Source organism: Neisseria dentiae, from assembly GCF_014055005.1.
Lineage (GTDB): Bacteria > Pseudomonadota > Gammaproteobacteria > Burkholderiales > Neisseriaceae > Neisseria > Neisseria dentiae.
This window is the reverse complement of the sequence record NZ_CP059570.1, coordinates 1,866,883-1,892,612: the sequence shown is the minus strand read 5'-3', so window position 1 is coordinate 1,892,612 and position 25,730 is coordinate 1,866,883. Positions and strand designations below refer to the sequence as shown.

The following is a 25,730-nucleotide window of genomic DNA, read 5'->3' as shown; positions in this document are numbered from 1 at the left end:
TCCCGTTCTCTTTCGAGTCGGAGTGTGGCGCAGTCTGGTAGCGCACTTGCATGGGGTGCAAGGGGTCGAAGGTTCGAATCCTTTCACTCCGACCAAAAACATATTGAAAAGTCAGCTACGCACTAGCTGGCTTTTTTCTTTGCTGTTTGGCTTGAGGCCGTCTGAAAGGTTTTCAGACGGCCTCAACGGAAAAAATCATGAAACCATCTATTTTAGAAAAACTGCAACAATTGGCCGAACGTTTGGAAGAGGTAACCCACCTGCTCGGCCAGCCCGAAGCCGCCGACGATATGGACAACTACCGCAAGCTCACGCGCGAACACGCGGAGATTACGCCGGTGGTGGAAGTGTTCCGGCAATACCGCTTGGCGCAAAGCGATCTGGCCGATGCGCAGGAAATGCTGGCCGACCCCGAAATGAAAGCCTTTGCCGCCGAAGAAATCGAAACGGCCAAAGCACAAATCGAAACGCTGGAAAACGAGCTGCAAAAACTGCTGCTGCCCAAAGATGCCGACGACGATAAAAACATTTTTATCGAAGTGCGTGCCGGCACCGGCGGCGACGAAGCGGCGCTGTTTGCCGGCGATTTGCTGCGTATGTACAGCCGTTACGCTGAGCGCAACCGCTGGCAGGTGGAAATCGTATCGGCCAACGAGAGCGACTTGGGCGGTTATAAGGAAGTGATCGCCCGCATCGTCGGTTTGGGCGCATACAGCAAGCTGAAATTCGAGTCGGGCGGCCACCGTGTGCAGCGCGTGCCCGCCACCGAAAGCCAGGGGCGCATCCATACCTCGGCCTGCACCGTGGCGGTGATGCCGGAGGCCGACGAGTTGGAAGAAATCCAACTCAACCCCGCCGATTTGCGCATCGACACTTTCCGCGCATCCGGCGCGGGTGGCCAGCACATCAACAAAACCGATTCCGCCGTGCGCATTACCCACCTGCCCACCGGCATGGTGGTCGAATGCCAAGACGGCCGCTCGCAGCACAGCAACAAAGCGCAGGCGATGAAAGTTTTGGCGGCACGGCTGAACGATGCCCAAAAGCGCGAAGCGCAAGCCAAAGAAGCGGCGGAACGCAAATCGCTGATCGGCAGCGGCGACCGCAGCGAGCGCATCCGCACCTACAATTACCCGCAAGGCCGCGTTACCGACCACCGCATCAATCTGACTTTGCACAAGTTGGATTTCGTTATGGACGGTGATTTGGAAGAATTAACGGCTGCGTTGATAGCCGAACATCAGGCCGAATTATTGGCGGAAATGGGTGATTAATATGACGTTTGCAAATAAATATTAACATAAGTTCACAAAATAAGACTATTTTGACAAAGTTTCCAACAATTTAAAGATATTTTGTAAAAAGTTCTTGCGCAATTTGTTTATATTTGTTAATATTCGTTACGTAAACAAGGCAACAGTTTCAGCTGGTTTACATTCCTTTTCATCGATTTTATTTTTTAAGGCCGTCTGAAATTTTTCAGACGGCCTCTTTCTATTCTGTGCCTGCGTATGGGTTGAAACCTTTGCACAACCAACATTATAAAATTGAGATATCGGTGAAGTTCATGGCGGCAGTCTATTAGCCAAACTGTAGCGAATCAACTTAATAAAAAGCACACGCGTCATACTCGGGCTTGACCCGAGTATCTCATGTTGCCGAAACCCAAGATACTTGAGTCAAGCCCGGCAATGACGGACAGGGGCGGAAACCGTGTGTCTGCGTTAAGTTTTCAGACGGCCTTGAGGGTATTTTTGCAAAGGCCTCGGCCATATTTGCGTGCGGCGGTATTTCATAAGACAATACACCCACATCTATCACACTATCAGCAAGGAAATGTTATGACCACCTTCCCAATCGCCCGCGCAGGCGGCAACACGCTTGAAATCCAAGGCAAAATGGCCAACCGCCACGGTTTGATCGCCGGCGCCACGGGCACGGGTAAAACCGTTACCTTGCGCCGTATGGCCGAAGCCTTCAGCGGCGCGGGCATTCCCGTGTTTCTGGCCGACGTGAAAGGCGATTTGTCGGGCATCGCCAATGCCGGCGAAAACAGCGGCAAAGTGGGCGAGCGTATCGCCGAATTCGGTTTGGGCGCCGACTGGCTGCAAAGTTTTCCCGTGCGTTTTTGGGACGTGTTCGGCGAAACCGGCATTCCCGTGCGCGTAACCATTTCCGAAATGGGGCCGATGCTGCTGGCGCGCCTGATGAATCTGAACGACACCCAAGAAGGGCTGCTCAATCTGGTGTTCAAAGTGGCCGACGACAACGGTTGGCACTTAATCGATCTGAAAGACCTGCGCGGCCTGCTCAAACACGTTTCCGACAATGCCGCCGAATACCGTGCCAAATACGGCAACGTATCGCCTGCCAGCGTGGGTGCGGTGCAGCGCCAACTGCTCACGCTCGAAAACGAAGGTGCCGAAAACCTGTTTGGCGAGCCGGCCTTGAACCTCGAAGACTGGATGCAGACCGAAGGCAGCAAAGGCGTAATCAATATTTTGAATTCCGAAAAGCTGATGCGCTCGCCGCGCATGTATAGCGCGTTTTTGCTGTGGATGCTGGCCGAACTGTTTGAAACCCTGCCGGAAGTGGGCGATTTGGAAAAGCCCAAATTCGTGATGTTTTTCGATGAAGCGCACCTGCTGTTCGACAACGCCCCCGCCGCGCTGGTGGAGCAGATTGAGCAGGTGGTGAGGCTGATCCGCTCGAAGGGCGTGGGCGTGTATTTCGTTACCCAAAACCCGCTCGACTTGCCCGACACTATCCTCGGCCAGCTCGGCAACCGCGTGCAGCACGCCTTGCGCGCGTTTACCCCGCGCGACCAGAAAGCGGTGAAAGCCGCTGCCGAAACCTTCCGCACCAACCCCAACGTTAATGTGGCCGAAGCCATTGCCGAATTGGGCGTGGGAGAGGCTCTGGTATCGTTTCTCGACGAAAAAGGCATGCCCGCACCGGTGGAGCGCGCCTTTGTGCTGCCGCCGCAATCCAACCTGACCCCGCTGCCCGCCGCCGAGCGCGATGCCAAATACCAAAGCGATATTTTGTACCGCCACTATAAAGATATGGTGGACAATTATTCGGCCTATGAAGCGCTGGCCGAATTGGAAGCCAAACAGGCAGAAGCCGAAGCTGCGGAAACCGCCGCCAAAGAGCAGGCCAAAGCCGAAAAAACCGCTGCCGCGCAACCGCAGCAAAACGGCGTGGTCGGCGGCTTTTTGGGCGGCCTGTTCGGCAGCCGCAAAAAGGCCAACCAGGGTGTTGCCTACGATTTGGCCGATTCGGTGGGCAACCAAATCAACAAACAGGTTACCCGCGCCATTTCACGCAGCGTGATGGGTGTGATTAAGAATATGTTGAAGTAGCCGGCGGTTAGGCTTGGAAGGGGCTGCATTTTTGCAAGACCCGTTTCGAGTGTTGAAGTGGTTGCAAGATACCCGGGCATGGCCCGGGTATCTTATTGTTTATAAAGAAGCAGCAGACACTCCGGTCAAGCCCGGGCATGACGGCGTTTGGGTATTTCAGACGGCCTGAACGACTTGTAAACGCCTCGGCCTGAGCATAACGGCGGGTTATTCGGCCGCAACGGTAAAGCGTTGGTGCAGGTGCGCTTTTTTCTCGGCATCGTCGGCAATGGCCACGGCCAGATCGGCTACGCTGATGCCGGCGGGCACTTCACTGCTTTCCATCAGCAAATCGTCTTTGCCCAAGCGGTAGCGGCCGGTGCGCTCTTCGCTGAAACCGCCGTCGGCACCCAAACGGGCGGGCGGGGAAACGAAAGCCCAGTTCACGTCGCGGCGCGGCAGCAGTTCGGCCAGAAGATTGCGGGCGGCGTTGGCGCCGTCGTAGATTTCTTTGGGGAAGTCGGGCGTGTCGATAACTTGCAGACCGGGCGCAACATACAGGCTGCCCGCGCCGCCCACCACCAAAAGATACGGCACTTGCGCGGCTTTGGCGGCTTCAACGATGGCATTCGCACCGCGGGTGAAGTCCGCGCCGATATTGGGGTTGCTCCAGCCGGGGTTGAACGCGCTCACCACGGCATCGAAACCTTTCAGACGGCCGGCAAAATCGTCGGCGTTCACATCGGCGGCCACGGCATTAACGTTGGGTGCTTGAAACACTTTGCCGGTGTTGCGGGCGAAAGCGGTTACTTCATGGCCGCGTGCGGCCAGCTCCTGCACCACGGCATTGCCTACATAACCTGTTGCACCGATCACTGCGATTTTCATGATGTTTCCTTTCTTGGATGCTGTTTGTTAAGACAGGTGCAGTATAAGGCCGCTCGAAACGCTTGATAATCCCTGATTTACTGATTATATTTTTAAGCAAAACTAAATAATATCCAATAAACATAAAATATGAGGCCGTCTGAAATGCAAAAACAGCCTGTTGAAACGGCATCTGAAACTTTGGCTCGTTTGCGATCGGCAAGTGCCGACGTTGAATGGGCGCAACAGCTTGCCTGCCCGCCGGAGATGGGCATCCGGCAGCCGTGGTTGAGAAGATGTTTGTTTGTCGGGCTTGCATGGGTTTTATTGGGTATGTATTACAGCCCTGATGCCGGATTGGTGTGGCTTGGGGCGTGGCTTGCTGTCGTGATCACTTTGCCGTATTGGCTGGCCAAAATCCGCCTGAGGCAGATTAGGAAATCGGCGGAGTGTTGGCGGCTGGATAACGGCAGACGGGAGTTGCGGCAATGGTATAAGGGCGCGCTTATCCGCCGCATCGGAATAAAAGACAGCGACAAACTGCTGATACACGGAACGGCGGGGAATGGCAAAGGGCGGCTGGAGCGCAATTTTTATTTAAAATACCACCGCCCATATCCTGCTCCCGAAATCTGCCTGATGGTTTTCGCATTCGGCGGAAACGAAGACAAACAAGCGTTTCGGGAGGCTGCGCAACATTTGACCGCGCTGATGAAAATTCCTTTGGAAGACTATTTGGATTGAAAATGCAAGACATCAAACCGCTGCTGGTGTTTGCCGCCGTGCTCGAACACGGCAGCATGAACGCCGCCGCCGCCGCGCTGGGCATGACGCCTTCCGCAGTCAGCCAGCACATTACCCGTTTGGAAAGCCTGCACGGTGTGAAGCTGCTCAACCGCAGCACCCGCCATCTGGCACCCACCGACGCGGGGCGTGCGCTGGCCGTGCATTGCGGCCGTTTGCGCCGCACGCTTGCCGACACGCAAACCGCACTCGACAACCTGAAAACCGAGGCGGCGGGCGAAGTGCATCTGGCGATTACGTCGGGCATTGCCGACACGCAAATGTTTCAGACGGCCTTAAAGCGTTTACAGCGCGAATATCCGAATATCCGCCCCGTGCTGCACGTGGGCGACCGCTTGCTCGATTTGCAGCAGGGCGGCATCGATATCGCCATACGCGGCGGCGAGCATTCGCTCGACAACCCCGATTTGATTGCCCGCCATTTGGTGGCGTGGCCGTGGCAGATTTGTGCGGCCCCCGATTATCTGGCGCAGCATCCGCCGATAACGCGCCCCGAGCAGCTCCACGGCCACCGCTGGCTGCATTTTCTGCCGGTGCGCATCACGCTCAGGCACGGCACGGAAAGCTATCTGCTCGATATTGCCGACAGTATGCCGTGCAACCAGCTTGCCACCGTGCGTTCGCTCACGGCGGGCGGCGTGGGGCTGTCGCTGCAATTGGAAGGGGAGGTGCGGCAGTATGTGCGGCAGGGGCGTTTGGCCGTGGTGCTGCCGGAATGGTCGCTGCCGGTGGTGAATCTTTACGCCGTAACTTCCTATCGCGTGCAGTCGGCCAAAACCGAGGCGGCGCTTCGGGTGTTGCAGGAAGCGTTTGCGGCGGCATCCAGTGAAACAACTGAATAAAAAGTGCATGCGTAATACTCGGGCTTGGCCCGGGTAGCTTGGGTTTCGGCAACATGAGAGACCCGGGTTAAGCCCGAGTATGACGGAACGGTTGTCAAACAAGCGGTTTTACTATGGTACGGCGGCTGTTTGATATGCGGTTGGGTTAATATGTAAGGCCGTCTGAAAACGTTTTCAGACGGCCTGGTTGCGCTTACAGGGGGAAAGGGATGTTTATGATGCGCGGCAGGTGGTTTCCACTTCGTTGCCGTAGGGGTCGGTGAAGTCGAACATGGCGCTGCCGCCTTTTTCATGCCATTGCGCGCCCGTGCCGAACAGGCCGCGGTTGCTGACGTAGCGCGAACCCGAGCCGGAAGGGGCAATAGTCATAACGGTGCGTTTGTCGTCGAGGCGCAGTTCGATGCGGTCACTGTCGAGTTGGCGGATGGCAACGCTCAAGCCGTTGCGGCATGAATAGCGCGTGCTGCGGGCGGATCTGCCGTAGTCGTCGTAACGGTCTCGGCGGTTGTCGCGGTCGTCGTAACGGCGGTCGTCTTCGATGCGGGGACGGTCGTCGTCGTAATAGTCGTAATCATAGGGCACCACGCAGGCGGAGAGCATCAGCGCGGCCGCCACAGACAAACAGAGTTTGGCTTTCATTGTGTATATTCCTTTTTAAAATGAAATAAACGGGTCTGCATCGGCAGTTCACCCGCAGATTATGCTAATCAAAGCGGCCGTACAGGGCAATGTTGCTTAACGTGAATTTGCCGCTTCGGGGTTGCGGTGTGGCTTTTTATTCATTCTGTGTAAAACCGTGCTAAAAGGCCGTCTGAAAAGTTTCAGACGGCCTTTGGTTTTGTTAGAACGTGTGTGTGTTTGAGCGGCTTATTTCACAATCTGGTTGAGTTCGCCTTTGGCATAGCGGGCGGCCATTTTTTCCAGCGACACCGGTTTGATTTTGCCGGCCTGGCCTTCGCAGCCGAACGCGGTGTAGCGGTCGATACAGATTTGTTTCATGGCTTCTACGGTTTTGGCCAGATATTTGCGCGGGTCGAATTCGGCGGGGTTTTCGGCCATGAATTTGCGGATGGCGCCGGTGGAGGCCAGGCGCAGGTCGGTATCGATATTCACTTTGCGCACGCCGTGTTTGATGCCTTCCACGATTTCTTCCACCGGCACGCCGTAGGTTTCGCCGATGTTGCCGCCGTGTTCGTTGATGATTTTCAGCCATTCCTGCGGCACCGAGCTGGAGCCGTGCATCACGATGTGGGTGTTGGGCAGGGCGGCATGGATTTCTTTGATGCGGTCGATGCGTAGCACGTCGCCGGTGGGCGGGCGGGTGAATTTGTAGGCACCGTGGCTGGTGCCGATGGCAATCGCCAGCGCGTCCACGCCGGTGTCGCGCACGAAGCGGGTGGCGTCTTCCACGCTGGTGAGCATTTGGTCGTGGGAGAGTTTGCCGGCCGCGCCCACGCCGTCTTCTTCGCCTGCTTCGCCGGTTTCCAGATTGCCCAAAACGCCGATTTCGCCTTCTACCGATACGCCGCAGGCATGGGAAAACTCAACCACTTTGCGGGTAACTTCGGCGTTGTATTCGTAGGTGGACGGGGTTTTGCCGTCTTCGAGCAGCGATCCGTCCATCATCACCGAGCTGAAGCCGAGCTGGATGGAACGTTGGCATACGTCGGGCGAGGCGCCGTGGTCTTGGTGCATCACCACGGGAATGTGCGGGAATTCTTCGATGGCCGCCAGAATCAGGTGGCGCAGAAACGGCGCGCCGGCATATTTGCGCGCGCCGGCGCTGGCCTGCACGATAACGGGGGCGTTAACTTGGTCGGCGGCTTCCATAATCGCGCGCATCTGTTCGAGGTTGTTCACGTTGAAAGCGGGCAGGCCGTAGCTGTTTTCGGCGGCATGGTCGAGCAGTTGGCGCATGGATACGAGTGCCATAGAAAATCCTCCAAATCTGGGTGAAATATTGAATAACGGGCAAATTATATCAGTTTCGCCCTGAAAACTACACGCGACAACAAAAATAGGCCGTCTCAATAATCTGCCGCCGAAAGCGGGAAGCTGAGGGAGAGGGGTATTGCGCAGGCCGGCGGGTTTTGTGCAGAATCCGTTACAATAAAATTTCGGGCTGTTGCCGGTTGGCAATGGTTTCAAGCTGTTATTTTTGTTTGGAGGGCTTTTATGCCGCGCATTAATCTGCCTTTGCCTGAAAAGGTTTTGTTCCGCACCGGCCTCACGGTGCAAATCGGCGATATCAATTACGGCAACCATCTGGCCAATGATGCGGTGTTGCGTTTGTGCCATGAGTGCCGTATGCGCTGGCTTGCGCGGCACGGTTTCAGCGAGCTGGACGCGGGTGGGGCGGGCTTGATTATGGCGGATGCGGCGGTTCAGTATTTGGCGCAGGCGCATCACGGCGATGGGTTGGCGGTGGAAATGGGTGCAGACGGCATCGGCCGCAGCGGCTTTGCGCTGCTTTACCACATCAGCCGAGAAAGCGACGGCCGCAGTATTGCCAAAGTGCAAACGGGTATGGTGTGTTTCGATTATGCCGCGCAGAAAGTCTGCCGTTTGCCGGAAGGGCTGGGGAAGATATTGCAGGCCGTCTGATGAAAAACGGGTTCAGACGGCCTGTTTGGCAACGAATGCAAATAAAAAACCAAAGCCCTTGAAATCTTCAAGGGCTTTGGTTTTGTATGGCACGCCCACGGGGAATCGAACCCCGGTTACCGCCGTGAAAGGGCGATGTCCTAACCGCTAGACGATGGGCGCGGATAAAATAATTTGTGGCGCACCCGGAGCGATTCGAACGCCCGACCCTCTGGTTCGTAGCCAGATACTCTATCCAACTGAGCTACGGGTGCGTGAAAGATGCGTATTATAGGAATCACGGTTAATGCTGTCAAGCAGCACCCGGCGAAAAAGTTTAGAATGGCGGCCTGTTATTTGAATTTAATCGGAAATATGATGGCGCAAGCCTCTGATCGTTGGCCGCTGTTGGCGGCGTGTTTCGGCCGTTTGGGCGTGCCGGTGGCCGTGGTGGACATCGAATCGACGGGCGGCAATCTGTTTGAAGACCGCATTACCGAGGTGGCGTTGCTGCGCTTTGAAAACGGCAGGGTAGAGCGGCACGAATGGCTGGTAAACCCGCAGCAGCCGCTTTCGGCGTTTATTACCCGTTTAACCGGCATCAGCAACGAGATGGTGGCCGGTGCGCCGCTGTTTGCCGACCTGGCGGCCGAATTGCTGCCGCTGCTGCGCGGTTCGCTGCTGGTGGCGCACAACAGCCGTTTCGATTATACCTTTCTGCGCCACGAGTTCCGGCGTGCGGGCGTGGATTTCGCCGCGCCGGCTTTGTGCAGCGTGCAATTGTCGCGCCGCCTTTATCCGCAGTTTCACAAGCATAATCTCGACAGCATCATCGAGCGTTTCGGCATTCGGGCAGAAAGCCGCCACCGTGCGATGACCGATGTGTTGGCGTTGGCCGATTTTTTGGAGGCCAGCTTGGCGGAGAAGGGCGGCGAATGGGAAAACCACTGCCGCGCGCTGATGAATCCGAAGCTGCCGCCGGCTTGGTTGGGGGCGGATTTGGCGGAGCAGGTTTATGCGCTGCCCGATACGCCGGGCGTGTCGGTTTGGCTTGACGGCAGGGGGCGTGCGCTGGATATCCGCGTGCATGAAAAGGCGTTTGCCGAAGTGGCGGCGATGCTGCATCTTAAAAAGAACCAGCCGTTTGTGTTGGAAACCGGCAGCCTGCGTTTTATACCGGCGTTGGGGGCGCTTCATGCGCTGTGGCTGAAAGCGCAACTGGCACAACAATACGGCATCAGGCCGTCTGAAAGCGCCAACCGTTATTTAACGGTTCAGTTTGCGCCCGACGAGCAGGCGCGTTTGCAGGCGCGGGTGGTGCCGCTGGCGGAAGGCAGCAGGCGGCAGCCGCCCAACGGTTTGTTTATACACAAAAAAGCCGCCAAACGCGCGCTGGCGGAATGGGCGCAGGCGCACGGGTTGTGCCCGTCGTCGCTCGATATTCTGCCGCAAACCCATGCTAAAGGCGTGCCGTGTCCCGTGCGGGAAGTGGGGCGCTGCGATGGCGGCTGCGCCACGGCAGAGGGCATCGAAGTGCAAAACCGCCGTATCTCTTCGCTGGCGCACAATCTGCCGGTGGCGGACTGGGGCAGGGCACGTAAAATCGAAATCGTGGAAAGTGACAATCTGTCGGGGCGGTCGGTGGTGTTGCATTGCGAAGGCGGTGCGCTGGCGCTGCCCGACGGGCAATGGTATTTCGACGAAACCCTGCCGCCGCTGTTGAAAGCCAAATTCAAGCAGGGTAAGGCGGCGGTGAGGGTGTTGGAGGCCGTCTGAAAAAGGTTGGCCGGTTTTCAGACGGCCTTCAGTTATTTTTGCAAAGGCTCAGCCTTATCCGCACGATTGTTGCCCGATATCAAACGGGTGCGGTGCGCATCGGGGCAAACTGGCGGTTTCCGGCGGTTTGCCGGAACCCATTCAGAAAGAAACGCTATGCAAACTCCCAAAATTATCTTTTTCGACATCGACGACACGCTTTACCGCAAATACACCGACACGCTGCGCCCGTCGGTGTTTGAAGCCATGAAGGCGCTGAAAGCGCGTGGCATTCTCACCGCCATCGCCACTGGCCGCCCGTATGCCGCCATGCCTGCCAAAGTGCGCGCCGTGGTGGAAGAGGCAGGCATGGATCTGCTGCTCACCATCAACGGCCAGTTTATCCGCTACCGCGGCGAAGTGCTGCAAAAACGCCCGCTGGAAACCGTCAAAGTGGATGAAATGTGCGCCTATTTCGACCGCGAGGGTATTCCCTATGCGTTTGTGGCCGACCACACCATCGCCGTTTCCGAGCCTGTGCCTACGGTGGAAGATGCGATGGCGCATATTCTGCCCGACCATCCGGTGGATAAGGAATTTTACCGCCGCAACGAAGTGTTTCAGATGCTTGGTTTTTATGCGGCCGACCGCGAAGCCGAAGTGGCGGCCGAGGCGGCGAAACACGGCTACAAAACCGTGCGCTGGCACGAGTTGGCGGTGGACATGCTCGATGCGCAAGGCTCGAAGGCGCGCGGTATCCGCACGGCGGTGGCCGAGCTGGGCATTGATATGCAGGATGTGATGGCTTTCGGCGACGGTTTGAACGATATCGAGATGATGAAAGCCGTGGGCTTCGGCGTGGCGATGGGCAACGGCCATCCCGATTTGAAAGCGGTGGCGGACTATATCTGCCCGACGGTGGAGGAAGACGGTGTGTATAACGGATTGAAAGCGTTGGGTGTTATCTGATTGTTGTCCCGTTGCGGGTGTTTAAAAACTGCCAAGGGTTTGGCAAAGATAAAGACAAGGCCGTCTGAAACCGTATTTTCAGACGACTTTATTTTTGCCGATATTTGCAAAACTCATTGAGGCCGTCTGAAATGTTTGATTCCGTCATTATCGGGCTTGCCAGGGTATCTGTTATTTCTTTTGCAGCAAAAAGATGCTCGGGTCAAGCCCGAGCATGACGCAGGGGTTTTAAGATGCTGAAAGGAATTTTGTAAATGTCTTTGGCTGTAAGCGGTTGCGGTTCGGTTGGGATATGGGAAAATGTCCGCCATACACAAGCCAAATTAAGGGAAGGGATCATGGATATTCTCTCGCGCCTGCAAAACCTGCCGGTGGGCAGGTTTCACTATAAATTGTTGGTGTTAATCGGTTTGGGCTGGCTGTTTGACGCCATGGATACCGGCATGGTGTCGTTTGTGCTGGCCACTTTGGGCGAAGAGTGGCAACTGTCGCCCGCCGGATTGGGTTGGATTGTCAGCACCGGCTTTATCGGCATGGCGTTAGGAGCGGTGTTGAGCGGCAGGATGGCCGACCGCATCGGGCGCAAAAACGTGTTTGCCGGCACCATGCTGCTCTATAGCGTGGCAACGGGTTTGTGCGCGGTGTCGTGGGATTTGGCCAGCCTGCTGTTTTTCCGCTTTTGGGTGGGCTTCGGCTTGGGCGGGCAGCTTCCCGTGGCGGTGTCGCTGGTGAGTGAATATGCGCCGCCGAAAGTGCGCGGGCGGTTTATCGTGCTGCTTGAGAGTTTTTGGGGGCTGGGCTGGCTGGCGGCGGCACTGGTGTCGTATTTTTTCATTCCGCAATACGGCTGGCACAGCGCGTTTTTAATCGGTGCGCTGCCGGTGTTTTATGCGTTTTATGTGTGGAAAAAACTGCCCGAGTCGGTGCCTTATCTGATTCATAAAGGCAGGGTGCGGGAAGCCCATGAAATCGTGTGCGCCTTAGAGCGCGAAGCGGGGCTGCCGGCGGTTCGGACGGCCGAAGCGGCGGGCGCGGAAACCCGAGAAAACGTGCACTTCGCAGAGCTTTGGCGGCCGCCGTTTGCCCGGCGCACGCTGATGTTGTGGCTGATTTGGTTCGGCATCGTGTTTTCGTATTACGGCATTTTCACCTGGCTGCCCAAACTGTTGGTGGAGCAGGGTTATACGGTGGTGAAAACCTTTGAATATGTGTTGGTGATGATTCTGGCGCAGCTGCCGGGCTATTTCGCCGCCGCCGTGCTGGTGGAAAAAATCGGCCGCAAAGCCACGCTGGCGGGCTTTTTGTTTGCCTGCGCGGTGTGCGCCTATTTCTTCGGCCACAGCACATCGGCGGCGGCGGTGGTTTTTTGGGGCTGCTGGATGTCGTTTTTCAATCTGGGCGCATGGGGTGTGCTTTATACCTACACGCCCGAGCTTTATCCGGTGCGCTTCCGCGCATTCGGCTCGGGCTGGGCGGGTGCGGTGGGGCGCATCGGCGGTATTGCGGCGCCGATGGCGGTGGCGGCGATGATGGGCGGCGAAAACGGTTTCGGGCGGATTTTCGTGATGTTTACCGCCGTGCTGGTGGCGGTGGCGGCGGTGATTGTGCTGCTGGGGGAAGAAACCAAAGGCCGCAGCTTGGAAGACATCAGCGGCTAGGTTTTTCAGACGGCCCCGTTTAACGGAAAACGAATTGTTCCGTTTGTGCGTTATCTGTTAAATTACAGTAAAACAGAGACCTTTGCAAAACCCTCATCTGTGGCGCATTTCTGCGTTGTGCGTTTATGCCCTTTAGGGTACTGCCCGCTCGCTTGCCTATCGTGTGATATGTCTGCGCTCGCTGTGCTGCTACGCCTTGAACTGCATCCACATCTGAGGGTTTTGCAAAGGTCTCAACAATAACAATTAAATTGGTTTTGTTTCACGATACAACCGCTTTGAGGAGAAAAATGATGGGCAAACCTTTAGAGCGCGAACGCAGGTTTTTCGGGCACCCGTGGCAACTTTCCTCGCTGTTTCAGATTGAGCTGTGGGAGCGCTTTTCGTTTTACGGCATGCAGGGCATCCTGCTGATTTATCTGTATTACCAAACCGGCGAAGGCGGCTTGGGCATCGATAAGGCGGTGGCGGGCGGTATCGTCGGCGCTTACGGCGGCAGCGTTTACCTTTCCACCATTTTGGGCGGTTGGCTGGCCGACCGTTTGTGGGGCGCGGAGCGCACGCTGTTTTATTCGGGCATGATGGTGATGGCCGGGCATATCGCACTGGCCGTGATTCCGGGCTTGGCCGGTTTGCTGTGCGGCCTGGTGCTGATTGCGCTGGGCAGCGGCGGCGTGAAGGCTTCGGCCAGCTCGATGGTAGGCTCGCTGTATGAAAGCGAAGAATTGCGACCGCTGCGCGATGCCGGTTTCTCGATTTTTTATATTTCCATCAATATCGGCGGTTTTTTAGGCCCGCTCTTAACCGGCCTGCTGCAAAACCGGTTGGGTTTCCACTACGGCTTCGGTGCGGCGGCAGTGGGCATGGCGTTCGGCCTGTTGCAATATGCGCGCGGACGCACATCGCTGCCGCCCACCCCCGCGCCGTATCCGCTGCCCGCAGGCAAGGGCAAAATAGCGGCTGCGGTTGCGGCTGTTTTGATTGCGTCCTTGGCTGTGGCCGTGGGCGCGGGGCTGATTAATCTGGAGAACTTTTCAAAAGTGTTGCTGGGTGCGGTGATTCTGGCCACTTTGGTTTATTTCGTGCGCCTGCTCGGCGGCTCGGGCGTGGAAGCGCAAAACAAGCGCTACATCACCGCCTATATTCCGCTGTTTGTGGTAATCTGCATTTTTTGGGCGCTGTGGTTTCAGGTGTTTACGTCGGTTACGGTGTATTTCGACGAAACGGCCAACCGCAACATCGGCGGTTTCACCATTCCGGTATCGTGGAAAGATTCGCTGCAAAGCCTGTGGGTGGTGCTGTTTTCCGGCCTGATGGCGGCGATGTGGACGAAAATGGGAGAAAAGCAGCCGAAAACGCCGTTGAAATTCGCATTATCGGTGATGGTGCTGGGCGCATCGTATTGGTGTTTCGTGCCGTTTATCGCATCGGGCGCGGTGATGCCGCTGGCAGTGTTTGCGTTGGTGATTTTGGGTATTACCATTGCCGAGTTGCTGATTTCGCCGATTTCCTTATCGCTGGCCACCAAAATCGCGCCGTCCCACTTCAAAACCCAAATGGTGGCATTGAATTTTTTGGCTCTGTCGCTGGGGTTTACGCTGGGCGGTTTGCTGTTTAAAGAATATTTTGCGGTGGAAACCGCCGCTTCGTTTTACCGTTTGATCGGCACGGCAGGTTTGGCAACGGGCGCGGTGCTGCTGGCATTGGTGCCGGTGCTGAACCGCCTGCTCAAAGGAGTGGATTGATGCGTGCCGCAGATTAATTGTAGAAAATATCATTTCCCGGAGAATTTTAAGTATGAATACGCCTTCCCAACGTTTGGCCGCCTTGTGCCAAGCCATGAGCGCGCAAGGGTTTGATGCGTGGATTATCCCCTCGGCCGACCCGCATTTGTCGGAATACCTGCCGCAGCACTGGCAGGCGCGGGTTTATGTTTCCGGCTTTACCGGCTCGGTCGGCACGCTGGTGGTGAAAAAAGACGGCGCCGATTTGTGGGCGGACAGCCGCTATTGGGAGCAGGCCGCGCAGCAGCTTGAGGGTAGCGGTATTGCCCTGCAAAAGCTCGGCTTCGGCAAAACCCATGTGGAAGATTTGGCCGAAAGCCTGCCTGAAAATGCCCGCGTGGGCGTGGCGCCCGATATGCTGTCGCTGGCGGCCAAGCGCCAGTTGGAAAGTGCGTTTGCGGCCAAAAACATCAGTTTGGCGCACGATGGCGATATTCTCGCCGCCATTTGGGAAAACCGCGCCGCCCTGCCGCAATCGCCGGTTTACCCGCACGATGCCGCCTTTGTGAGCGAAAGCGCGGCGGCAAAACTGGCGCGGGTGCGCGCGGCCATGCAGGAAAAAGGTGCCGATTACCACCTGATTTCTTCGTTGGACGACACCGCCTGGCTCACCAATCTGCGCGGCAGCGACGTGCCGTTCAATCCCGTGTTTTTGTCTTACCTGCTGATCGGGCAAAATCAGGCTACGCTGTTTGCCGCACCCGAAGCCTTAACGCCTGCCGCCCGGGCCGTGTTGGCCGAAGCCGGCATCGGCACCGCCGATTATCATGAAGCGGCGGCCGCTTTGTCGCAGATTGGCGGCAGCCTGCTGCTCGATCCCGCCAAAACGGCGGTCAGCACTTTGGCGCAACTGCCCGACAGCGTGCGGCTGGTGGAAAGCATCAACCCATCAACCCTGTTCAAATCCATCAAATCCGCCGCCGACATTGCCCATATCCGCGAAACCATGCGCCAAGACGGCGCGGCCTTGTGCGGATTTTTCGCCGAATTGGAGCAGAAGCTGGCAAACGGCGAAACCGTTACCGAGCTGGACATCGACACTCTGCTGCTGGCGCACCGCAGCCGCCGCCCGCACTTTATCTCACCCAGCTTCAACACCATCGCAGGCTACAATGCCAACGGCGCGCTGCCGCATTACAGCGCCACGCCCGAAGCCAATGCCGTTATCAGCGGCAACGGCCTTTTGCTGATTGATTCGGGCGGCCAATATCAGGGCGGCACCACCGACATTACCCGCGTGATGCCCGTCGGCACGCCTACCGCCGCGCAAAAACGCGATTTCACGCTGGTGCTCAAAGCCCATATCGCGCTGGCGCAGGCGGTGTTTCCCGAAAATATTCTGTCGCCGATGTTGGATGCCATCTGCCGCGCACCCTTATGGCAGGCGCAATGCGACTACGGCCACGGCACGGGGCACGGCGTGGGCTACTTCCTCAACGTGCACGAAGGGCCGCAGGTGATTTCCTACCATGCCGCCCCCAACCCCAACCACGCCATGAAAGCGGGCATGTTCAGCTCCAACGAACCCGGCCTCTACCGCCCGCAGCAATGGGGCATACGCATCGAAAACCTGGTGGTCAACCAAGCGGTGGAAAACCCCGCCGAAACCGCGTTCGGCCGCTTTTTGTGTTTTGAAACCGTTACCCTGTGCCCGATCGACACCCGCTTGGTGGATACGGCATTGATGACGGCCGCCGAAACCGAGTGGCTGAACCGCTACCACGCCGAAGTGCGCGAAAAACTGCTGCCGTTGGTGGAGGACGCGGCGCGTGTGTGGTTGGAAGAGCGTACCGCTGCGGTTTGAGCCGCTTGTTGAATCTCTGCATAACGTTAAAGGCCGTCTGAAAGCAAGTTGAAGGCTTTCAGACGGCCTGAATGTAGGAAAAGCTAGCGTTGTTTACAGTATTTGAAAGACAATACTGCATGAACATCCATAAAAATACCCGGCTAACCCCGCATAACCGCCAGGCCATTTGGCGCGCTTATACACAAGACAAAATCAGTGTAACTTCGTTGGCACAACAATACCGTGTCAGCAGAGTAACGATTTACCGCATACTCAAAGCAGCCCGGTTGCGGCTGCTCACCCCGCAAAAAAGCACCAACAACCGCTTTAAACAAGCCAAATACGGCATGAAACGCCTGGCTAAAGTTGAGCGGGAAATCGAAGAGAAACTCAAAAAACAGGCAAAGCGTTACAACCAATCCTATCCCGGCGAAATGGTTCATTTCGATACCAAACGGCTGCCTTTGCTACAAAACCAAAAAGCAACCGACCCTCGGGATTATAGTGGATTAAAATAAGAATGCCGAAGTAGGGTAAAACGATTCTTTAGCATATCGCCCAATTGCAAGTTTGAATGCAGTTATTTCATTTCGGAGTTTTTATTTGAATTCACTATATCTGTATTACCGGACCGTACAGCAGCCAGCGCAGCCAAATTTCTTTTGCGCGATGTGATAGATTGTTGTCCCTATACCATCGAATGCGCCTATTCCGACAACGGTGTGGAAATCGTGGCAATGCGGAGCACCCGTTTGGCATTGCCTGTGTGCAAAACAACATAAGCCAAAAATTCACCCGTGTTGCCCGGCCGCAAACCAATGGTAAAGCCGAGCGGGTTATCCGTACCTTAATGGAAATGTGGCATGACAAGCATCCGTTTAAGGATTCGGCGCACCGGCAAAAAGAGTTATGTCGTTTTGTTAACTTTTATAACACCGTCAAGCCCCACAAGAGCCTGAAAGGCGACCCCCCTTTTGAGGTTTTACAGGCTTCATTCCCAACCTGTTGTGTAAACAACCCAACCATTTCCTACAGCTGAGACCTTTGCGCAATACTGGTTACCCCATTCAAACGGTTACCTGAGCAATCAAGGTAATCGTTTTTTCATTTTAAGACGTGTTTCTGGTTCGTATTTACCCTAATTACCCCCTTATCGGAATACTGATTGCCTTCTCTTTTACAGCCGAACTTCCGGTGCAGCGTACCGAAGGTTTGCTCGACCACATAACGCACTTTCGACAGCTGCGTATTGCGCTGTTTCTCATGCTCCGTTAAAGGTTTGCCCCGGTGTGCCTTACGCATAATGCCGTCGGATAGCTGTTTGCTTTGCAGATGTTCCCGGTTGGCTTTACTGTCATACCCTTTATCGGCATAGACGGTTGTTCCGGGTGCGATGCCGTCCAACAGCGGTTCGAAATGGTTGCATTCATGGGCGTTGGCCGGAGTGATGTGCAGTTTCTCGATATAGCCTTCTGAATCGGTGCGGGTGTGTTGTTTGTAGCCCAAGGTGAATTTGCCCTCTTTCTTCACCCAGCGCGCATCCTTGTCTTTGCTGGGCAAGGTTTCGGCGGTGATGCCGTTTTCATCGGTTTCGATAGCCTGACGCTGTTTGCCTCCGGCGGTTTGGATGATGGTGGCATCAATCACTGCCGCCGGGGCTTTCTCTATTTTTAACCTTTTTTGGTCAGCTGGCGGCTAATCAGTTCGAGAAGCCCGGTCAAGGTGCCATCTTGTGCTAGCCAATTCCGGATTGGAGAGGCTGTGTCATTGGCCGAACAATACGGCTTTGAGCATGGGCAGTAGCGGATAGGCGGGTCGGCCGCGGTGGTCGCGGATATTTCAACCTGAATGAGCGGTCCCCTGAATGGAACATCCTCAAAATAACCAATCTGCTTGAGGGTTACTTTGGAGATATGAAACGGCTTTTTACATGCCATTCGAGTATTGAAAAGGATGGTAAGATTAAGTTTATTAAGGATTATTTCGTAGATAACTGATCTTTTGAGAAATTTGCAAAGCCCAGAAAAAGTTTATTTGCCGTCATTCCCGCTTAGCTGGGAATGACAGGATTTAAGCATTTCAGACATTTTAAGGTAGTTTTTTTGCAAAGGTTTCAGCCTGAAGTTTGCCCCTTGGAACCAAAAAGGCCATAAAAAAAGGAAACCGAAGTTTCCTTTTTAAATGCAAATATCGGGCGCTTAGGCCAAAGCGGCTTTGGCTTTTTCTACCAATTGGGCGAAAGCGGCTTTGTCGAACACAGCTAAATCGGCCAAAACTTTGCGGTCGATTTCGATGGCGGCGCGTTTGAGGCCGTTCATGAATTTGCTGTAAGACAGGCCGTTTTCACGGGCGCCTGCGTTGATACGCACAATCCACAGTTGGCGGAACTGGCGTTTGCGTTGGCGGCGGTCGCGGTAGGCATATTGGCCGGCTTTCATTACCGCCTGTTTGGCAACGCGGTAGACGTTTTTACGGCGACCACGGTAGCCTTTGGCTAACGCTAATACTTTTTTGTGACGGGCACGTGCGGTTACACCGCGTTTTACGCGTGGCATATTCTAAACTCCTTTAAGCGTAGGGTAACATTTTGGCAACAGCAGCCAAATCGCGTTCGTGCACCATAGAAGTGCCGCGCAGTTGGCGTTTGTTTTTGGTGGTTTTCTTGGTCAGAATGTGGCGTTTGAACGCATGGGCGCGTTTCACGCCGCCGTTACCCAGTACTTTAAAGCGTTTTTTGGCGCCCGACTTGGTTTTCATTTTAGGCATGGGATACTCCATATCATTTATTAGATAAGGCATAAGGGGCTTTAAAACGCGGTTTTAAACACTTGAAACCCTGATGCCACGGTTTTTGCCGCTGAGTGTGAACCTGCTTCGCACGGCAGCTCGAAGCAAGCCTGAAATTATAGCTTTATTTCTTTTTGGGCGCAATCATCATGACCATCTGGCGGCCTTCCATTTTCGGGAACTGCTCGACGGTGCCCACTTCGGCCAATTCTTCTTTCACGCGCTCCAAAAGCTGCGCGCCCAGCTGTTGGTGCGCCATTTCGCGGCCGCGGAAACGCAGGGTTACTTTCACTTTGTCGCCGTCGGCCAGAAAGCGGTTGATGTTGCGCATTTTGATTTGGTAATCGCCTTCGTCGGTGCCGGGGCGGAATTTGATTTCCTTAATCTGCACCTGTTTCTGGTTTTTCTTGGCTTCGTCGCGCTTTTTGGCCTGTTGGTATTTGTATTTACCGTAGTCCATCAGCTTGCATACGGGCGGTTTGGCGGTGGGGGAGATTTCTACCAAATCCACCTCTTGCTCTTCTGCCATGGCCAGAGCTTCTTTGAGTGATACCACACCGAGCTGTTCGCCGGTTCCACTGAGTAGGCGCACTTCTTTGGCGGTGATTTCGCCGTTGATTCGTGCTTCGCGTTCTTGTGCGATGATGATGTCTCCTATAAGGGTTTTTCGGTGATGCGCGTTTGGCTGCAAGAAGGCGCATCGCGATATTTCGATATTTTAAACGGTTTTCAGACGGCCTGTTTGATTTATAGCGGCTTAAATTGAAAATAGTACAGCGTTACCTCGCCTTAGCTTAAAGAGAACGATTTGGTAAGCCGCTGAAGCGGCAACAAAATCGGTTCCGTACTGCTTGTGCTGTCTGCGGCTTCGCCGCCTTGTCCTATTTTAAATTTAAGCCGCTATAGATTATTGAAAAACGTTTCAAAGGCCGTCTGAAAAAGCCGCATCTGTTTTAAAACTCTGCTTTCAGCTCTTCTTGCAGGCGTTGGATGAATTCTTCCACTTTCATGCTGCCCAAGTCTTCGGCTTTGCGGCGCACGGCCACTTGGCCGTTTTCTTTTTCGTTTTCGCCCACTACGATTTGGTAGGGGTAGCGGTATTGGCTGTTGTCGCGGATTTTGTAGCCGATTTTTTCGTTGCGCAGATCAAGCTCGGCGCGGAAGCCGGCGGCTTTGAGTTTTTCTACCACTTCGCGGCAATAATCGGCCTGTTTTTCGGTGATGTTCATCACCACCATTTGCACGGGGGCGAGCCACAGGGGGAAGGAGCCGGCGTGGTTTTCGATGAGAATGCCGATAAAGCGTTCCATCGAGCCTAAAATGGCGCGGTGCAGCATCACGGGGCGGGCGCGGCCGTTGTCTTCGGTAACGTATTCGGCGCCGAGGCGCTCGGGCAGCACGAAATCGAGCTGGATGGTGCCGCATTGCCACGAGCGACCGATGGCGTCTTTGATGTGGTATTCGACTTTGGGGCCGTAAAAGGCGCCTTCGCCGGGCAGCTCCTGCCATTCGATGCCGCAGGCGGTGAGGGCGTCGCGCAGGCCTTGTTCGGCTTTGTCCCAGGTTTCGTCGCTGCCGGTGCGCTGTTCGGGGCGCAGGGAGAGTTTGATGCTGACGTTTTCGAAGCCGAACTGTTTGTAGATTTTCATGACAAGCTGGTTGAAGGCTTGGGCTTCGGCGGTAATCTGCTCTTCGGTGCAGAAGATGTGGGCGTCGTCTTGAACGAAACCACGCACGCGCATCAGGCCGTGCAGGGCGCCGGAGGGTTCGTTGCGGTGGCAGGAACCGAATTCGGCCAGGCGCATGGGCAGGTCGCGGTAGGAGCGCAGGGCGTGGTTGAAAATCTGCACGTGGCCGGGGCAGTTCATCGGTTTGACGGCGTAGGTGCGTTTTTCCGATTCGGTAACGAACATGTTTTCCTGATAGTTTTCCCAGTGGCCTGATTTTTCCCAGAAGGCTTTGTCCATCATCAGGGGGGTTTTGATTTCCTGGTAGCCTGCGGCTTCGAGTTCGCGGCGCATGTGTTGTTCGATTACCTGCCACAATGTCCAGCCGCGCGGGTGCCAGAACACCATGCCGGGGGCTTCGTCTTGCAGGTGGAACAGATCGAGCTGTTTGCCCAGTTTGCGGTGGTCGCGCTTTTCGGCCTCTTCCATGCGGGTAATGTAGGCTTTCAAATCTTCTTTGCTCGCCCATGCGGTGCCGTAGATGCGTTGCAGCATTTCGTTGTTGCTGTCGCCGCGCCAGTAGGCGCCGGCCAGTTTGGTGAGTTTGAAGTTTTTGAGGAAGCGGGTGTTGGGCACGTGCGGGCCGCGGCACATATCCACATATTCCTGATGGTGGTAGAGGCCCATGGCTTCGACTTCGGGCATGTCTTCAATCAGGCGCAGTTTGTATTCTTCGCCGCGCTCGGCGAAGGTTTTGATGGTTTCGGCGCGCGGGGTCATCACTTTAATGACGTCGTAATCCTGATTAATCAGCTCTTTCATGCGCGCTTCGATGGCGGCCATGTCTTCGGGGGTGAACGGCTTTTCGGTGGCGATGTCGTAATAAAAGCCGTCTTCAATCACGGGGCCGATCACCATTTTGGCATCGGGATAAAGCTGTTTGACCGCATGGCCGACCAAGTGGGCGCACGAGTGGCGGATGATTTCCACGCCCTCTGGGTCTTTGGGGGTGATGATTTGCACGGCGGCATCTTCGTTAATCGGGTCGCCGGCATCGCGCAGCACACCGTTTACCTTGCCGGCCACGGTGGCCTTGGCCAAGCCCGAGCCGATCGAGGCGGCAATCTGCGCCACGGTAACGGGGGCTTCGTATTGACGGACGGAGCCGTCGGGCAAGGTAATATTAATCATCAAAAACACTCCAAAACAGGCAAACCTTTTCAGACGGCCTGCCGCGTAGAAAACAGATGTAAAGAAACAACAAAAGCGGCCCGGGGCGTGCTTTTGTTGTCGGCAATTTTGGTAGGTATGATTGGATTCGAACCAACGACCCCCACCATGTCAAGGTGGTACTCTAACCAACTGAGCTACATACCTGAAAATCGAATTTCGCGAAGCTGTGAATTATATGGGGCTTTGCACGCTTTTACAAGTTTGCGCCCGTTTGCGCGGGGCACAGAGGCCGTCTGAAAACCACACCGCAGCTGCTCCTGTTTTTAATTATCCGCCCGGGCAGGGTGGGGTTCCAACCAGCGAGAAAATATTAGATGAACTTGGATTTATTCGACACGCAGCCTAAGCCCGAGGCCAACCTGCTGCCTTACGACGGCATTGTGAACGATTACGGCGTGATTTTCACCGTGCGCCAAGCCGATGCCTTGCTGGATGCGCTGTTGCGCGATATTCCGTGGCGGCACGACGAAGCCGTGGTTTACGGCCGCCGCATCACCACCGCGCGTAAAGTGGCGTGGTATGGCGACGGCGCGTTTTCCTACACCTATTCGGGCATCACCCGCACCGCCCTGCCGTGGAGCGGCGTGTTGCCGGAAATCAAACGCACGGTAGAAGCGCGGCTGGCCGCCGTCAGCCCTGCCGTGTTCAATTCCTGCCTGCTCAACCTTTATTCAGACGGCCTCGAAGGCATGGCCTGGCACAGCGACGATGAAAAAGAGTTGGGGCGCAACTCCGTGATCGCCTCGGTGAGTTTCGGCGCCACGCGCAAATTTGCGTTCAAACACAAGCGCACGGGCGAAAAGCGCGAACTGATGCTGTCGCACGGGCAGCTGATTGTGATGCGCGGCGAAACGCAAAGCCATTGGCTGCATGCGGTGATGAAGAGCGCGAAAATACATGAACCGCGCATCAATCTGACTTTCCGCACCATATTGCAGGCGGAAATGTAGCGCTGTATATCATCTGCTTGAAACTCGAACTGCTGGTTTTGCGTTATCGGCGAGAACGGTTCGGGTTTGGTTTGCATATGGCAAGTGTTTCGAAAGAAGTAACGGGATACTTGGTTTAGTCTTGAATATAGCGGCAAATAAATGTTTTCAAATAAAAATCGAATTGAGAAAAGACTGCAGGCTGTCTAGAAGCACGTATTCTAAACTGATTTTTAACCTATTTTTACGGTTTCAGGTTTAAATTTATCCCTTCCAAACCATCTTCGGCCGTGATAGCGGTTAAAGTGTCGTGCGGTAACAAACGGTTTCGTTTCGTTACCTGCACTCAAACAATCATAAATAATCATAACGTCTGCTTAAATTAACCCTGCCTGTTGAGGCTGTTTCCAATTCACACAGGAGAATTTATGCACGGTGCACCTGTCAAACCTTCTTCTCCGCCTGCCGGTTTTGCGATTAACAAAACCGTGTTTCTGGCTTCTTCGGTTATTTCTGTTTCGCTGATTCTGTTTACGATTTTATTTCCCGAGTTGGGCGAGGCCGTGCTCGGCAGCTCGCTGCGCTGGGTGTCGGACCATTTCGGCTGGTATTATATGCTGGTGGTGGCGGCTTATTCGGTGTTTGCGGTGTTTGTGGGCTTGTCGCGCTACGGCGACATCAAGCTGGGGAAAGACCAAGACAAACCCGATTTTCCGTTTCTCACTTGGGCGGCGATGTTGTTTTCGGCGGGTATCGGCATTGATTTGCTGTTTTTCGGCGTGTCGGAGCCGCTCACCCATTATCTTTCTCCGGCGCTGGGCATGGGCGGCACGCCCGAAGCGGCGCGTGCGGCTTTGTCGCAAACGTTTCTGCACTGGGGGCTGCACGGCTGGGGCATTTATGCCTTAATCGGCATGGCGTTGGCTTATTTCGCCTACCGCCGCGATATGCCGCTGGCGCTGCGCAGCGCGCTGGTGCCGCTGTTCGGCGAAAAGCGCACCAACGGCCCGTTGGGGCATATTGTGGATACGTTCGGCGTGGTCGGCACGCTGTTGGGGCTGGCCACCAGCCTCGGTATCGGTGTGTTGCAGGCCAATGCGGGGCTGACCCATGTGTTCGGCATCGAAACCAGTAAGGCGGTTCAGACGGCCATTATCGTGGCGGTAACCGCGGCGGCGGCTATGTCGGCGATGTCGGGCGTGGAGCGCGGCGTGCGGCGGCTGTCGGAAATCAATATGCTGGGGGCAACGTTTATTCTGATCGCGCTTTTGGTGATGGGGCCGACGCTGTTTCTGCTCAACGCCTTTACTGAAAACATCGGCCATTATTTTCAAAACATCGTGAATAAAACGTTTCAGGTGTATGCCTACGAGGGTGCGAAAGGCGAGGAATGGAAAGCTTCGTGGACGATTTTCTTCTGGGCCTGGTGGGTGGCGTGGGCGCCGTTTGTGGGGCTGTTTATCGCCCGCATTTCGCGCGGACGCACCTTGCGCGAGTTTGTGTTCGGCGTGATGTTTATTCCGCTGGGCTTTATCTTTGCGTGGTTTTCGGTGTTCGGCAACAGCGCCATCGAGCTGGTTAACGGCGGCGTGGCCGAGCTGGGCAAAACCGCGTTGGAAAACCCGGCGATGGGGATGTTTGTTTTGTTCGAGCATTACCCCGCTCCCGCCTTGTGGTCGACGCTGGGCGTGGTTATCGGCCTGATTTTCTTCGTTACCTCTGCCGATTCGGGCGCGTTGGTTTTGGCCAATTTAAGCTCGAAAAACCTGGCTTCCGACACCGACGCGCCGGTATGGCTGCGCTTTTTCTGGGCGGCGGCCACCGGCTTGGTAACGTTGGGGCTGCTGTTTGCCGGCGGGTTCAGCTCGCTGCAATCGGTGTCGGTGGTGGCGGGTTTGCCGTTTTCGCTGGTGTTGGTGCTGTATATGGTGTCGATGGCCGTTTGTTTGCGGCAGGAGGGCAACAAGCGCAAGGCCGTGCAGATCGATAAGGCGCTGGTGCTCGACAGCGGCCAAAACTGGCGCAACCGCCTCAACCGGCTGGTGAATTTCCCCACCGCCACCGCTGCTTTGCGCTTTATGTTCAAAACCCTGCAACCGGCCATGCTGGAAGTGGCGCACGAATTGCAGGCTAAAGGCTTGGACACGGAGCTTGCCGAAGATAAGGAAAACCGCAAAATCCGGCTGGAAGTGATGCACGGCGACGAGGTGGACTTTTTATACGAAGTGCGGCTGGTCGAAGCGGTTAAACCCGTGTTTGCGCTGGGGCAGGCGGGCAATATCGCCCCGGGCAAAGACCAGGAAAAATACTACCGCGCCGAGGTGTTTTTAAGCGAAGGCAGCCAGGATTACGACATCGTGGGCTACACCAAAGAGCAGGTGATTATCGACATTCTCAACCAATACGAGCGGCATATGCAGTTTCTGCATTTCGAACGCTAAATGCGGCGCAGGCCGTCTGAAAAAAATATTTCAGACGGCCTGATACCTTTGCAAAAACACGTTTTAACCCTGAATTTATTTATGTTTCGTCATACCCGTGCTCAGCCCGGGTATCTGTTATTTCTTTTGAAACAAACAGATGCCCGGGTCAAGCCCGAGCATGACGCAGAAGGTTTAAGATGCCGAAGGGAATTTTGCAAAGGTCTCGGCCTGCTGCCTTTGCGAAATTCATTGAGGCCGTCTGAAACATCCAATTATCGTCATTCCAAACACACCGCCGT

At 55.4% G+C, this 25,730-nt stretch carries 19 protein-coding genes, 4 tRNA genes and 4 pseudogenes; 16 read left to right on the top strand and 11 right to left on the bottom strand.

The genetic code is table 11. From position 1 onward, the window contains the following. The first annotated feature begins 18 nt into the window (after nucleotides 1–18). From H3L92_RS08935 to H3L92_RS08925, 3 genes are all read left to right on the top strand, one after another. Nucleotides 19–95 (top strand) — tRNA-Pro (locus H3L92_RS08935). A gap of 102 nt (nucleotides 96–197) precedes the next feature. Then, nucleotides 198–1,274 carry a peptide chain release factor 1 gene (gene prfA / locus H3L92_RS08930; protein WP_085366098.1) on the top strand — a complete coding sequence of 359 codons (1,077 nt, stop codon included), beginning with the start codon at nucleotides 198–200 and terminating at the stop codon, nucleotides 1,272–1,274. A gap of 567 nt (nucleotides 1,275–1,841) precedes the next feature. Continuing rightward, nucleotides 1,842–3,365 carry a helicase HerA-like domain-containing protein gene (locus H3L92_RS08925; protein ID WP_085366097.1) on the top strand — a complete coding sequence of 508 codons (1,524 nt, stop codon included), beginning with the start codon at nucleotides 1,842–1,844 and terminating at the stop codon, nucleotides 3,363–3,365. 207 nt (nucleotides 3,366–3,572) lie between these two features. Here the strand turns inward: H3L92_RS08925 and H3L92_RS08920 are convergent, their stop codons facing one another. Further along, nucleotides 3,573–4,232: an NAD(P)-dependent oxidoreductase gene (locus H3L92_RS08920; protein WP_085366096.1), complete on the bottom strand. Its 660-nt coding sequence runs from the start codon at nucleotides 4,230–4,232 to the stop codon at nucleotides 3,573–3,575. Between the two features lie 180 nt (nucleotides 4,233–4,412). Between H3L92_RS08920 and H3L92_RS08915 the strand changes: the two genes are divergently transcribed. Beyond that, the gene (locus tag H3L92_RS08915) at nucleotides 4,413–4,955 is read left to right on the top strand and encodes a hypothetical protein (RefSeq protein WP_143824344.1); all 543 of its coding nucleotides are present in this window, start codon (nucleotides 4,413–4,415) and stop codon (nucleotides 4,953–4,955) included. 2 nt (nucleotides 4,956–4,957) lie between these two features. Then, nucleotides 4,958–5,857 carry a LysR family transcriptional regulator gene (locus H3L92_RS08910; RefSeq protein WP_085366112.1) on the top strand — a complete coding sequence of 300 codons (900 nt, stop codon included), beginning with the start codon at nucleotides 4,958–4,960 and terminating at the stop codon, nucleotides 5,855–5,857. A gap of 213 nt (nucleotides 5,858–6,070) precedes the next feature. Here the strand turns inward: H3L92_RS08910 and H3L92_RS08905 are convergent, their stop codons facing one another. Both H3L92_RS08905 and fba read right to left on the bottom strand, forming a co-directional pair. Next, entirely contained in the window at nucleotides 6,071–6,496 is a 426-nt protein-coding gene (locus tag H3L92_RS08905; protein ID WP_085366094.1) for an MliC family protein, read from the bottom strand. 228 nt (nucleotides 6,497–6,724) lie between these two features. Then, nucleotides 6,725–7,789, bottom strand: a complete 1,065-nt coding sequence (fba, locus tag H3L92_RS08900; RefSeq protein WP_085366093.1) for a class II fructose-bisphosphate aldolase — start codon at nucleotides 7,787–7,789, stop codon at nucleotides 6,725–6,727. A 243-nt stretch (nucleotides 7,790–8,032) separates the two neighbouring features. Here fba and H3L92_RS08895 point away from each other — a divergent pair, with 243 nt between their 5' ends. Then, nucleotides 8,033–8,461, top strand: coding sequence for an acyl-CoA thioesterase (locus tag H3L92_RS08895; RefSeq protein WP_085366092.1), 429 nt, complete (start codon nucleotides 8,033–8,035; stop codon nucleotides 8,459–8,461). A gap of 87 nt (nucleotides 8,462–8,548) precedes the next feature. Here the strand turns inward: H3L92_RS08895 and H3L92_RS08890 are convergent. After that, nucleotides 8,549–8,623 (bottom strand) — tRNA-Glu (locus tag H3L92_RS08890). A 15-nt stretch (nucleotides 8,624–8,638) separates the two neighbouring features. Continuing rightward, nucleotides 8,639–8,715: transfer RNA gene (locus H3L92_RS08885), tRNA-Arg, on the bottom strand. A gap of 103 nt (nucleotides 8,716–8,818) precedes the next feature. Between H3L92_RS08885 and H3L92_RS08880 the strand changes: the two genes are divergently transcribed. From H3L92_RS08880 to H3L92_RS13625, 8 genes and pseudogenes are all read left to right on the top strand, one after another. Next, nucleotides 8,819–10,216, top strand: coding sequence for an exonuclease domain-containing protein (locus tag H3L92_RS08880; protein WP_085366111.1), 1,398 nt, complete (start codon nucleotides 8,819–8,821; stop codon nucleotides 10,214–10,216). Nucleotides 10,217–10,372: 156 nt separating this feature from the next. Further along, nucleotides 10,373–11,164 carry a Cof-type HAD-IIB family hydrolase gene (locus H3L92_RS08875; protein ID WP_085366091.1) on the top strand — a complete coding sequence of 264 codons (792 nt, stop codon included), beginning with the start codon at nucleotides 10,373–10,375 and terminating at the stop codon, nucleotides 11,162–11,164. Between the two features lie 338 nt (nucleotides 11,165–11,502). Beyond that, the gene (locus tag H3L92_RS08870; RefSeq protein ID WP_115336206.1) at nucleotides 11,503–12,822 is read left to right on the top strand and encodes an MFS transporter; all 1,320 of its coding nucleotides are present in this window, start codon (nucleotides 11,503–11,505) and stop codon (nucleotides 12,820–12,822) included. 82 nt (nucleotides 12,823–12,904) lie between these two features. Further along, a pseudogene (locus H3L92_RS13345) lies at nucleotides 12,905–13,065 on the top strand (lipoprotein signal peptidase). Nucleotides 13,066–13,112: 47 nt separating this feature from the next. Next, nucleotides 13,113–14,567 carry an oligopeptide:H+ symporter gene (locus H3L92_RS08865; RefSeq protein ID WP_085366089.1) on the top strand — a complete coding sequence of 485 codons (1,455 nt, stop codon included), beginning with the start codon at nucleotides 13,113–13,115 and terminating at the stop codon, nucleotides 14,565–14,567. 52 nt (nucleotides 14,568–14,619) lie between these two features. Then, nucleotides 14,620–16,410, top strand: a complete 1,791-nt coding sequence (locus H3L92_RS08860) for an aminopeptidase P family protein (protein ID WP_085366088.1) — start codon at nucleotides 14,620–14,622, stop codon at nucleotides 16,408–16,410. Nucleotides 16,411–16,529: 119 nt separating this feature from the next. Continuing rightward, a pseudogene (locus H3L92_RS13630) lies at nucleotides 16,530–16,896 on the top strand (IS481 family transposase); the annotation flags it as partial. Between the two features lie 116 nt (nucleotides 16,897–17,012). Continuing rightward, a pseudogene (locus tag H3L92_RS13625) lies at nucleotides 17,013–17,431 on the top strand (integrase core domain-containing protein); the annotation flags it as partial. Between the two features lie 146 nt (nucleotides 17,432–17,577). Here the strand turns inward: H3L92_RS13625 and H3L92_RS08850 are convergent. The 6 genes and pseudogenes from H3L92_RS08850 to H3L92_RS08825 all read right to left on the bottom strand — a co-directional run. Then, nucleotides 17,578–18,228: pseudogene (locus H3L92_RS08850) on the bottom strand (IS5 family transposase); the annotation flags it as partial. A 362-nt stretch (nucleotides 18,229–18,590) separates the two neighbouring features. Then, nucleotides 18,591–18,947, bottom strand: a complete 357-nt coding sequence (gene rplT, locus H3L92_RS08845; RefSeq protein WP_085366087.1) for a 50S ribosomal protein L20 — start codon at nucleotides 18,945–18,947, stop codon at nucleotides 18,591–18,593. A gap of 13 nt (nucleotides 18,948–18,960) precedes the next feature. Continuing rightward, a complete protein-coding gene (rpmI, locus tag H3L92_RS08840; protein ID WP_085366086.1) occupies nucleotides 18,961–19,158 on the bottom strand; it encodes a 50S ribosomal protein L35 in 198 nt (65 codons plus the stop codon). A 145-nt stretch (nucleotides 19,159–19,303) separates the two neighbouring features. Continuing rightward, nucleotides 19,304–19,825, bottom strand: a complete 522-nt coding sequence (gene infC, locus H3L92_RS08835; protein ID WP_115336341.1) for a translation initiation factor IF-3 — start codon at nucleotides 19,823–19,825, stop codon at nucleotides 19,304–19,306. A gap of 307 nt (nucleotides 19,826–20,132) precedes the next feature. Next, entirely contained in the window at nucleotides 20,133–22,037 is a 1,905-nt protein-coding gene (gene thrS, locus H3L92_RS08830; protein WP_085366085.1) for a threonine--tRNA ligase, read from the bottom strand. Nucleotides 22,038–22,146: 109 nt separating this feature from the next. After that, a tRNA-Val gene (locus H3L92_RS08825) sits at nucleotides 22,147–22,223 on the bottom strand. Nucleotides 22,224–22,393: 170 nt separating this feature from the next. Between H3L92_RS08825 and H3L92_RS08820 the strand changes: the two genes are divergently transcribed. Together H3L92_RS08820 and betT are read left to right on the top strand one after the other, a co-directional pair. After that, entirely contained in the window at nucleotides 22,394–23,029 is a 636-nt protein-coding gene (locus H3L92_RS08820) for an alpha-ketoglutarate-dependent dioxygenase AlkB family protein (protein ID WP_085366084.1), read from the top strand. Nucleotides 23,030–23,436: 407 nt separating this feature from the next. Continuing rightward, nucleotides 23,437–25,449 (top strand): choline BCCT transporter BetT, encoded by a 2,013-nt coding sequence (gene betT / locus H3L92_RS08815; protein ID WP_085366083.1) that lies wholly within the window; start codon nucleotides 23,437–23,439, stop codon nucleotides 25,447–25,449. Nucleotides 25,450–25,730 lie beyond the last annotated feature (281 nt).

Bases quoted from the DNA above. Each gene is read 5' to 3' on its own strand.
- prfA (WP_085366098.1), top strand. From the start codon at position 198: ATGAAACCATCTATTTTAGAAAAACTGCAACAATTGGCCGAACGTTTG.
- H3L92_RS08925 (WP_085366097.1), top strand. From the start codon at position 1,842: ATGACCACCTTCCCAATCGCCCGCGCAGGCGGCAACACGCTTGAAATC.
- H3L92_RS08920 (WP_085366096.1), bottom strand. From the start codon at position 4,232: ATGAAAATCGCAGTGATCGGTGCAACAGGTTATGTAGGCAATGCCGTG.
- H3L92_RS08910 (WP_085366112.1), top strand. From the start codon at position 4,958: ATGCAAGACATCAAACCGCTGCTGGTGTTTGCCGCCGTGCTCGAACAC.
- H3L92_RS08905 (WP_085366094.1), bottom strand. From the start codon at position 6,496: ATGAAAGCCAAACTCTGTTTGTCTGTGGCGGCCGCGCTGATGCTCTCC.
- fba (WP_085366093.1), bottom strand. From the start codon at position 7,789: ATGGCACTCGTATCCATGCGCCAACTGCTCGACCATGCCGCCGAAAAC.
- H3L92_RS08895 (WP_085366092.1), top strand. From the start codon at position 8,033: ATGCCGCGCATTAATCTGCCTTTGCCTGAAAAGGTTTTGTTCCGCACC.
- H3L92_RS08880 (WP_085366111.1), top strand. From the start codon at position 8,819: ATGGCGCAAGCCTCTGATCGTTGGCCGCTGTTGGCGGCGTGTTTCGGC.
- H3L92_RS08875 (WP_085366091.1), top strand. From the start codon at position 10,373: ATGCAAACTCCCAAAATTATCTTTTTCGACATCGACGACACGCTTTAC.
- H3L92_RS08870 (WP_115336206.1), top strand. From the start codon at position 11,503: ATGGATATTCTCTCGCGCCTGCAAAACCTGCCGGTGGGCAGGTTTCAC.
- H3L92_RS08865 (WP_085366089.1), top strand. From the start codon at position 13,113: ATGATGGGCAAACCTTTAGAGCGCGAACGCAGGTTTTTCGGGCACCCG.
- H3L92_RS08860 (WP_085366088.1), top strand. From the start codon at position 14,620: ATGAATACGCCTTCCCAACGTTTGGCCGCCTTGTGCCAAGCCATGAGC.
- rplT (WP_085366087.1), bottom strand. From the start codon at position 18,947: ATGCCACGCGTAAAACGCGGTGTAACCGCACGTGCCCGTCACAAAAAA.
- rpmI (WP_085366086.1), bottom strand. From the start codon at position 19,158: ATGCCTAAAATGAAAACCAAGTCGGGCGCCAAAAAACGCTTTAAAGTA.
- thrS (WP_085366085.1), bottom strand. From the start codon at position 22,037: ATGATTAATATTACCTTGCCCGACGGCTCCGTCCGTCAATACGAAGCC.
- H3L92_RS08820 (WP_085366084.1), top strand. From the start codon at position 22,394: ATGAACTTGGATTTATTCGACACGCAGCCTAAGCCCGAGGCCAACCTG.
- betT (WP_085366083.1), top strand. From the start codon at position 23,437: ATGCACGGTGCACCTGTCAAACCTTCTTCTCCGCCTGCCGGTTTTGCG.